The organism is Actinocrinis puniceicyclus (genome assembly GCF_018283645.1).
GTDB lineage: Bacteria > Actinomycetota > Actinomycetes > Streptomycetales > Catenulisporaceae > Actinocrinis > Actinocrinis puniceicyclus.
Window position 1 is genome coordinate 24,721 of sequence record NZ_JAGSXH010000068.1, and the last position, 8,691, is coordinate 33,411.

Annotated in this window: 7 protein-coding genes; 6 read left to right on the top strand and 1 reads right to left on the bottom strand. The window is 72.0% G+C overall.

Features of this window, described 5'->3' with window-relative positions:
* Nucleotides 1-240 precede the first annotated feature (240 nt).
* The 5 genes from KGA66_RS18545 (at nt 241) to hemB (ending at nt 6,410) form a co-directional block, all read left to right on the top strand.
* Entirely contained in the window at nt 241-1,134 is an 894-nt protein-coding gene (locus KGA66_RS18545) for a redox-sensing transcriptional repressor Rex (protein WP_211469420.1), read from the top strand.
* On the top strand, nt 1,131-2,498 hold the full coding sequence (locus KGA66_RS18550) for a glutamyl-tRNA reductase (RefSeq protein WP_211469421.1): 1,368 nt from the start codon (nt 1,131-1,133) through the stop codon (nt 2,496-2,498). Before KGA66_RS18545 ends, KGA66_RS18550 begins: the two co-directional genes overlap by 4 nt.
* Nucleotides 2,495-3,421 carry a hydroxymethylbilane synthase gene (gene hemC, locus KGA66_RS18555; RefSeq protein WP_211469422.1) on the top strand — a complete coding sequence of 309 codons (927 nt, stop codon included), beginning with the start codon at nt 2,495-2,497 and terminating at the stop codon, nt 3,419-3,421. The genes KGA66_RS18550 and hemC overlap by 4 nt, the downstream gene beginning before the upstream one ends.
* A gap of 251 nt (nt 3,422-3,672) precedes the next feature.
* Nucleotides 3,673-5,361, top strand: coding sequence for a bifunctional uroporphyrinogen-III C-methyltransferase/uroporphyrinogen-III synthase (locus KGA66_RS18560; protein ID WP_369015899.1), 1,689 nt, complete (start codon nt 3,673-3,675; stop codon nt 5,359-5,361).
* Nucleotides 5,362-5,426: 65 nt separating this feature from the next.
* Nucleotides 5,427-6,410, top strand: a complete 984-nt coding sequence (gene hemB / locus KGA66_RS18565; protein ID WP_211469423.1) for a porphobilinogen synthase — start codon at nt 5,427-5,429, stop codon at nt 6,408-6,410.
* 95 nt (nt 6,411-6,505) lie between these two features.
* Here hemB and KGA66_RS18570 read toward each other — a convergent pair whose 3' ends face one another.
* On the bottom strand, nt 6,506-7,249 hold the full coding sequence (locus KGA66_RS18570; RefSeq protein WP_211469424.1) for an ABC transporter ATP-binding protein: 744 nt from the start codon (nt 7,247-7,249) through the stop codon (nt 6,506-6,508).
* Nucleotides 7,250-7,415: 166 nt separating this feature from the next.
* Between KGA66_RS18570 and KGA66_RS31720 the strand changes: the two genes are divergently transcribed.
* A complete protein-coding gene (locus KGA66_RS31720; RefSeq protein WP_211469425.1) occupies nt 7,416-8,666 on the top strand; it encodes a CPBP family intramembrane glutamic endopeptidase in 1,251 nt (416 codons plus the stop codon).
* Nucleotides 8,667-8,691: the final 25 nt, after the last annotated feature.

An 8,691-nucleotide genomic window follows, 5' to 3' on the forward strand; every position in this document is an offset into this window, starting at 1 on the left:
AGGGCTGTGACTTCAGTCGCATCCGTGGGTCCTTCGGCCCGTCGGACAGGGCCTTCCGGCCTGGTCAGTGCGCAGGTCAATGGAAATATCGGCGCATAGTAGACTTTTCCGGCAGTCCGGACAGGCACTTTGTGCGCGCGTTCACAAGGTCTTACGCTGTCGGGCAGGTGCTGAGGCAGACCCACAATCCGTGGCGCGCTCCGGCAACAGTCCCACCGCGACAGCGCCTTCAGGAGCACGATGGCCACCTTGCGTACCCAAGGTCCCCCGGGCCGCGGCGGCGAAGGCTCCACGGGCCGCGCCGCCTCAGCGATCCCGGAGGCGACCGTAGCGCGGCTTCCGGTGTACCTGCGCGCGCTGCGGGCCCTGGCCGAACGCGGCACCGCGACGGCCTCCTCGGAGGAACTGGCCGCCATCGCCGGGGTCAACTCGGCCAAGCTGCGCAAGGACCTTTCCTACCTCGGCTCGTACGGCACCCGCGGCGTCGGCTACGACGTCGAGTACCTCGTGTACCAGATCTCCCGCGAACTGGGCCTGTCCCAGGACTGGCCGGTGGCCATCATCGGCATCGGTAACCTCGGCCACGCGCTGGCCAACTACGGCGGCTTCGTCAGCCGCGGCTTCCGGATCGCCGCGCTGCTCGACGCCGACCCGCGGCTGTCCGGCAACCGGGTCGCCGGCCTGGTGATCCGGCACATCGACGAACTCGACGAGGCGATCGCCGAGAACGGCATCTCCATCGCGGTGATCGCGGTGCCGCCGGACGCGGCCCAGGACGTGGCGAACCGGCTGGTGGCCGCCGGGATCACCTCGATCCTGAACTTCGCCCCGGCGGTGGTGACCGTGCCGGACGGGGTGAGCCTGCGCAAGGTGGACCTGTCCGTCGAGCTGCAGATCCTCGCCTTCCACGAGCAGCGCAAGATCGCCAACCGCGCCGCGCCGGGCGCGCTGCGCACAGCACGCACGGTGCGCAGGCTGCGGGAAGATCCGGTCAACCCGGGCGAGTTCGACGACGCGAGTGTCTCGACCGCCTATGCCGGCGCGACGAGCCTTCCGGCCGCGGACTGCGTCGCCGACACCACACCCATCCCGCGTTACAGCTATGACGAATTCGACGAGGTGAGGCCGGCATGAGCCTGCTGGTGGTCGGCCTGTCCCACCGCACCGCACCGATCCCGCTGCTGGAGAAGGCGGCGCTGCCGCAAGAGCGGGTGGCGAAGCTGATCGGCGACGCCGTCGGTACCGAGCACGTCACCGAGGCGATAGCGGTGGCCACCTGCAACCGGCTGGAGATCTACGCCGACGTCACCCGCTTTCACGGCGCGCTGTCCGACCTGTCCGATCTGGTGAGTCTGCACACCGGAATCTCGGTAGAGGAACTGACCGAGCACCTTTACGTACATTACGACAACCGCGCCGTACAGCACCTTTTCAACGTCGCCTGCGGCCTGGACTCGATGGTCGTCGGCGAGCCTCAGATCCTCGGGCAGTTACGCGGCGCGCTCGCCGCGGGCCAGACCGAGGGCACTGCCGGCCGCGTGATCAATGATCTGACGCAGACCGCGCTTCGGGTCGGCAAGCGCGCGCACAGCGAGACCGGCCTCGACCGCGCGGGCCAGTCGCTGGTCACCGCAGCTCTCGAACTTGCCGTCCCGCTGATCGAGGGCGGTCGACCGCGGCGGGCCGTGGTCGTCGGCGCCGGCTCCATGTCCTCGCTGGCCGCGACCACTCTGGCCAGGCAGTTCCCGGGCCTGGAGCTGACCGTGGTCAACCGCAGCCCGGACCGGGCGGGCCGGCTCGCCGAGAGTGTGGGCGCCCGGGCGCTGAGCCTGGACCGGCTCGCGGAGACTCTGGCCGAGGCGGACCTGGTGATCTCCTGCACGGGGGCGGTGGACACCGTCATCGGTGCGGCGCACTTCGCCGCTGGCGGCGTAGCCGAGTCGCTGGGGCATCGGGTCGTCATCGACCTGGCGCTGCCGCGCGACGTGGCCGCCGAGGTCGCCGAGTTGCCCGGTACGACGGTGATCGACCTGGAGCGCATCGCCGACGCCGAGCGGGAGGGCGCCGCGCGGGTCGAGGAGGGCAGCGTCGAGGACGTCCGCCGCATCGTCGGCGAGGAGGTTTTCGCCTACGCGGCGGCCCAGCGCGCCGCCACCGTCGGCCCGACGGTCATCGCGTTGCGAGACATGGCCGCGGATGTCGTCGACGTCGAACTTGCCCGCTTCGACGGGCGGGTGCCGGAACTCGATGCGAAGGCCCGCGCCGAGGTGGCCAACACGGTCCGGCGCGTCGTGGACAAGCTGCTGCACGAGCCGACGGTCCGGGTGAAGCAGTTGGCCTCAGACCCGGGTGGCACGTCCTATGCCGTGGCGCTGCGGGAGTTGTTCAACCTCGATCCGGCCGCGCCCGCCGCGGTCAGCCGGGCCGAACCGGTGCCGGCGGGCGAAGAGGGCCCCGCGAGCAAAGAAGGCCCCGCGAGCAAAGAAGGCACCTTATGACCGCCCAGGCACTGAGGTTGGGAACCCGGCGCTCCGCCCTGGCCCTGGCGCAGTCCGGGCTGGTGGCCCGCGCGGTGACCGAGGCCACCGGGCGCCGTGTCGAGCTGGTGGAGATCACCACGCACGGGGACGTCTCCCGGGAGGCGCTGACACAGATCGGCGGCACCGGGGTGTTCGTCAACGCGCTGCGCGACGCGTTGTTGGACGGCAGCGTGGACTTCGCCGTGCACTCGCTCAAGGATCTGCCGACCGCCGACCCCGCGGGTCTGGCCTTGGCCGCGGTGCCGGAGCGCGAAGACGTGCGCGACGTTCTGGTGGCGCGTGAGCAGTTGAAGTTCGCCGACCTGTCGCCGGGCGCGCGGGTGGGCACCGGTTCGCCGCGCCGCGCCGCGCAGCTCAGGCTCCTGCGCCAGGACTTGGAGATCGTCCCGGTCCGCGGGAACGTGGACACCCGCGTCGGCTACGTCGCCAAGGGCGAACTGGACGCCGTGGTGCTCGCCTATGCCGGGCTCAGCCGCCTCGGCCGGCTCGGTGAGGTCACCGACTACTTCGACCCGAACGCGCTGCTGCCCGCCCCCGGCCAGGGGGCCCTGGCGCTGGAATGCCGGGCCGCGGACGGCGCGCTGGCGGCGCAGCTCGCCGCACTGGACCACGGTCCCACCCGGGCCGCGGTCCGGGCCGAGCGGGCCCTGCTGGCCGCGCTCGAAGCGGGGTGTTCCGCGCCCGTCGGTGGGTATGCCACCGCGACCGCGGACGAACTGCAGTTGACCGGGACCGTGACCGAGGCGGACACCCCGGACGCCCCGCGGTCGATCAGGATGTCCGTCACCGGCGCCCCCGGCGAGGCCGAGCGGCTCGGGCGCGAGCTCGCCGCGCGGATGCTCGACCAGGGCGCCGCAGGACTGATGGGGAAGAAGACGTGACTGTCACGACCGGAGTAGCGCCGCAGAGCGCGGTTCCGCCGCAGGTCCACGCCCGTGAGCACGCCGCCGCGGGGTCCGACCTCGCCATCAACGGCACCGCGCTTGAGGGCACCGCGCTGGACGGTTCGTCGAACGGCGTGGACTTCGCCGAGCAGGCGGAAGCCCCGGATGAGACGGGCGCGGTCCCCGACCAGGACTCCGACGCCGAACCACCGCGCGGCCACTCCACGGCGCGCGCCCGGGTCAGCTTCGTGGGAGCGGGCCCCGGCGACCCCGACCTGCTGACCGTGCGCGCCGCCGCGTTGCTCGCCGCCGCGGACGTGCTCGTCGTCGACTCCCGGCTGCGCGCCCGGTTCGAGCCGCGCTGCAGCGACCGGGTCCAGGTCATCGAGATCGCGCCCGCGGTCGACGGCGCCGGCGCGGTGCAAGTCGGCTGCGAAGACGACGGCGCGCGGATCGGCTGCGCGGCCGATGAGCTCGCGCGCGTCGCGCTTGAGCCGCTCGAGTGCCTGGACGCGATCAGCGCCGCGGTGCGCGACGGCAAGTCCGTGGTGCGGCTGCTGGACGGAGACCCCGGCCTGTTCGGGTCCTTCGAGGCGGAGGCGGCGGCCTGCGCCAAGGCCGGACTGCCGTTCGAGGTGGTGCCCGGGCTGGCCCGCGCGACCGCCGTGCCGGTCTTCGCCGGCATCCCGCTGACCAGGGGCGCGATCGGCGACGTGCGGCTGCTGTCCGCGCCGCGCCCGGACGGGAACGCCGACTTCACCGCCTGGTCGGACTGGCACCGCCAGCTCGGTGAGGCCGGGGCCGCCAGCTCGACGCTGGTGCTGCTCGGCATCGGCGATCGGATCGACGAGGTGGCCTCGGAACTGCTCGCGGCCGGCCGGCCGGGCAACACCCCGGTCGCGGTGACCGTGGACGGCTCGCTGACCTCGCAGCGCACCGTCACCGGTGCGCTGGACCGGATCGCCGCCGCGCTGAAGGCGGAGCACGGCAAGCACTCCGCGGCCGCGCTGAACGGGGATACCGTGGTGGTCGTGGGTTCGGTGGTGGAACGCCGCTCCGAGCTGTCCTGGTACGAGACCAAGCCGCTGTTCGGCTGGCGGGTGCTGGTGCCGCGCACCAAGGAGCAGGCCGGGGCGCTCAGCGAGCAGCTCCAGTCCTATGGTGCGGTGCCGCACGAGGTGCCGACCATCGCGGTCGAGCCGCCGCGCACCCCGCAGCAGATGGAGCGCGCGGTCAAGGGCCTGGTCACCGGGCGGTACGAATGGGTCGCCTTCACCTCCGCGAACGCGGTGAAGGCGGTACGCGAGAAGTTCGAGGAGTACGGGCTCGACGCGCGCGCCTTCGCCGGGATCAAGGTCGCGGCGGTCGGCGAGCAGACCGCCGGGGCGCTGCGCGCCTTCGGCGTCGTGCCGGACCTGGTGCCCTCGGGCGACCAGTCCGCGGCGGGCCTGCTGGAGGACTTCCCCGCGTACGACCCGGCCTTCGACCCGATCGAGCGGGTGTTCCTGCCGCGCGCCGACATCGCCACCGAGACTCTGGTCGCGGGCCTGGTCGAACTGGGCTGGGAAGTGGACGACGTGACCGCGTACCGCACGGTGCGCGCCGCGCCGCCACCGGCCGAGGTGCGCGAGGCGATCAAGGGCGGCGGATTCGACGCCGTGCTGTTCACCTCCTCGTCCACGGTGAAGAACCTGGTCGGGATCGCGGGCAAACCGCATGCCTCGACGGTGATCGCGTGCATCGGCCCGCAGACCGCGAAGACCGCCGAGGAGCACGGATTGCGCGTGGATGTGCTCGCGCCCACGCCGAGCGCCGCGGTGCTCGCCGAGGCGCTGGCGGCCTTCGGCCGGGCGCGGCGGGAGGCGGCGCTGGCCGCCGGCGAGCCGGTGCTGCGGCCCTCGCAGCGGCGCTCGACCCGGGCCCGCCGCGCGAAGTGATCGAGTGACAGGGAGAATCCGGTGAACGTCGGACCGGGTTCGGCGACGCGGATAGGCTGGTGCACATGACGTCGTCTCAGTATCCGAACGTAAGGCCGCGGCGGTTGCGGCGGACGCCCGCGCTGCGCCGGCTGGTGGCCGAGACCCGGCTGCATCCGGCCGAGCTGGTGCTGCCGATATTCGTCAAGGAGGGCCTGAGCGAGCCCGCGCCGATCGCCTCGATGCCCGGCCTCGTGCAGCACACGCTCGCCAGTCTGCGCAAGGCCGCGCACGAGGCGGTCGCCGCGGGCGTCGGCGGGCTGATGCTGTACGCCGTGCCGGAGGAGCGCGACGCGATCGGTTCGGCGGGCGTGGACCCCGACGGCATCCTGCAGCGCGCGATCCGGGAGGTGGCCGACGAGGTCGGCGACTCCACCGTGATCATGAGCGATCTGTGCCTCGACGAGTTCACCGACCACGGCCACTGCGGCGTCCTGCGCGCCGACGGCGCCGTGGACAACGACGCGACCCTTGAGATCTACGGCGAGATGGCGCTGGCCCAGGCGCAGGCCGGCGCGCACCTGCTCGGCCTGAGCGGCATGATGGACGGCCAGGTCGGCTTCGTGCGCAGGGCGCTGGACGCCGCGGGATATCAGGACACCGGCATACTCGCCTACGCCGCGAAGTACTCCTCGGTCTTCTACGGGCCCTTCCGCGACGCGGTCGACTCCCAGCTGAAGGGCGACCGCAAGACCTATCAGCAGGACCCGGCCAACGGCATCGAGGCACTGCTCGAGGTGCGGCTCGATCTGGCGGAGGGCGCCGACCTGGTCATGGTCAAGCCGGCCATGTCGTATCTCGACATCGTGCGCCAGATCGCCGACGTCGCGCAGGTGCCGGTGGCGGCGTACCAGGTCTCCGGCGAGTACGCGATGGTCGAGGCTGCCGCGGCGAACGGCTGGATCGACCGGGAGCGGGCGATCCTGGAGACGCTGACCTCGATCAAGCGGGCCGGAGCCTCGGTCATCCTCAGCTACTGGGCCCTGGACGCGATCCGCCTGCTCGGCTGACCCGGGAGCGCCCTGCCAAGGGTGGTTCGGCGCGCCGCGAACCGGTACGCGCCGTCCGGAAGGGCGCGCAGCCCGCGGTCGGCGGCGCTGAAGACCTATCCCGGGACCCGGTCGGCAGCCACCGCGAGTTCGAATACCTCGTCGCACACCGCGGCGACCAGGCCGGGATCGTGCTCGACCAGTACGAGGCTGAGGCCGTCCGCGCGCAGGGCCCGTACCGTCGCGGCGAACTCCAGCACCTGTGTCTCACTCATCCCGGAGGAGGGTTCGTCGAGCAGCAGCACGCGTGCCCCGGCGGCCATCGCCCGCGCGATCTCGACGAGGCGGGCCACACCGGTCGGCACCGCGGAAAGCGGCTGCCCGGCGAAATCCACCAGAGCGAAACGCCGCAGCAGCCGGTGTGCGACGGCGGCCGGGGTTTCCCCGCCCGCGCCGGCCGGCGCGGCTTCCACGTCGGGACCGCGTGGTCTGAACCGGCCGAGGCGCTCGGGCGGCGTGCCTCGCGTCCCGAATTCGGCCGCCACGAGCAGGTTGTCCGCGATGTTCAGCGAGGTGAACGGTTCCAGGCGCTGGAACGTGCGCCCCAGGCCGAGGCGCGCGCGCCGGTGCACCGGCAGCCGGGTGATGTCACGGCCGAAGAGCCAGACGCGCCCGGCCGTCGGCCTGAGCGTCCCGCAGACCACGTCGAGCAGCGTGGACTTGCCCGCGCCGTTCGGGCCGACCAGGCCCAGCACCCGGCCCGGGGCCACCTCGAAGCTCACCCCGCGCAGCACCGGCACGCCCCGATACCCCGCGGCGATGCCGTCGACCCAAAGCGCGGCGGTTGGGGCCACGTTCACGACTCCCTAGGCTTCGGTTCACAGGCGCCCGTGATACAAAGCAGACTCTCGCTTATTCGGGGTAGTTGTCACCCGATCGAGGGTGCCGAGCGGAACTGGAGTGCCGGTGGACCGAACTCAGCAGCAGGGCCAAGGGTCCGACGGGGTCCAGGACGGTGCCGCCCGCGTGTCTGATGCCGCCCAGCCTCTACCGTCGTCCGCGGGCCAGGACATCGCATCCGCGCCCGCACCCGCAGCGGTGCCGCCTGTCTCGCTCGTCGCCGCTCCGGTAGCGCCGCCGGTGCCGCCCGCCACCGCGCCCGGGTTCGCGCCACAGTCTGCCGTCCAGCCTGCCGAGTCGCCCACCGCCGCGGTGCCCGCCATCTCGCCGCTGCGCGCCTTCGCCGAGGTCGGCGTCGTCTACCTCGTTTCCTTCGGCCTCGGCGTGATCAGTGCGGTCGGCCTGCTCACCAACCCCACGCTCGCCTCTGACCAGCAGATCCGCTCCTGGGTCGAGGCCGGCAGCGAGATGATGCAGTACATCATGCAGGCGTGCACCGTGATCTTCGGCGTCGCGTACTTCAGCCTGCGCCGCGGCCTGACGCTCAGCTCGATCTTCGGGCATTTCGCGAAGCCGAGGCCTCCGGCCGTCTACACGCCATACGCCGCGTACCCCGCGTACGCAGGTGCTGATTACCCGGGCGCCGCATATCCCGGCGCTGCGAACCAGGCGGCGCAAACCCAGTATCCGTACCCGGCACAAACACAGCTTTATGCGCCGCCGTATTCCGCCCCCGCACCGTCTGGTTACCAGAGTTACGCGCCCTACCCGCAGATGGGATACGTGCCGAGCCGTCCGGCCGAACGCGGTCGCGGTTGGCAGTTCACGCGCGCGTTCTTCCTCTCGATGGGCGGGGTGCTCGCCTTCCTGCTGACCGTGGTGATCTACGTCAACGTCACCGGCCGAACCACCGGAGCGCCGGATCAGGGCAACAGCCTGTGGATGGTCCCGGTCGGCATCGTCGTCGCGCTCTGCGCGGGCTTCGGTGAGGAAGTGCTGATCACCGCGATGGTCGTCACCGCCCTGGAGCAGGCCGGCTTCGCCCGGCGCGCCTGGGTGATCTACCTGGTGGCGGTCGCGCTGCGCATCCCGTTCCACCTGTACTACGGCTGGGCCTCGCTCGCGGTGGTCTGCTTCACCGTGGTCAACGTGTGGGTCTACCGGCGGTGGCGGCTGCTGTGGCCGATCGTGATCGCCCACGCGGTCTACGACGCGCTGGAGTTCGCCGGCTCGCTCGTGCCCGCTCTGGCCGGACTCGGGCTGATCGCGCTGGGCTTGGCGACCTTCGTGATGGTGATCGTGATCGCCGGCATCGAGCTGTCCGACCGCTCGGCCCGCCGCCGCTTCGAGCAGTGGCGAACCGCGGTAGGCGTCTGAGAGACAACCCCGCCGCCCCCAGACC

What these genes read in the sequence shown, in the direction of transcription:
- KGA66_RS18545 (WP_211469420.1), top strand. Translation starts at nt 241, where the DNA reads ATGGCCACCTTGCGTACCCAAGGTCCCCCGGGCCGCGGCGGCGAAGGC.
- KGA66_RS18550 (WP_211469421.1), top strand. Translation starts at nt 1,131, where the DNA reads ATGAGCCTGCTGGTGGTCGGCCTGTCCCACCGCACCGCACCGATCCCG.
- hemC (WP_211469422.1), top strand. Translation starts at nt 2,495, where the DNA reads ATGACCGCCCAGGCACTGAGGTTGGGAACCCGGCGCTCCGCCCTGGCC.
- hemB (WP_211469423.1), top strand. Translation starts at nt 5,427, where the DNA reads ATGACGTCGTCTCAGTATCCGAACGTAAGGCCGCGGCGGTTGCGGCGG.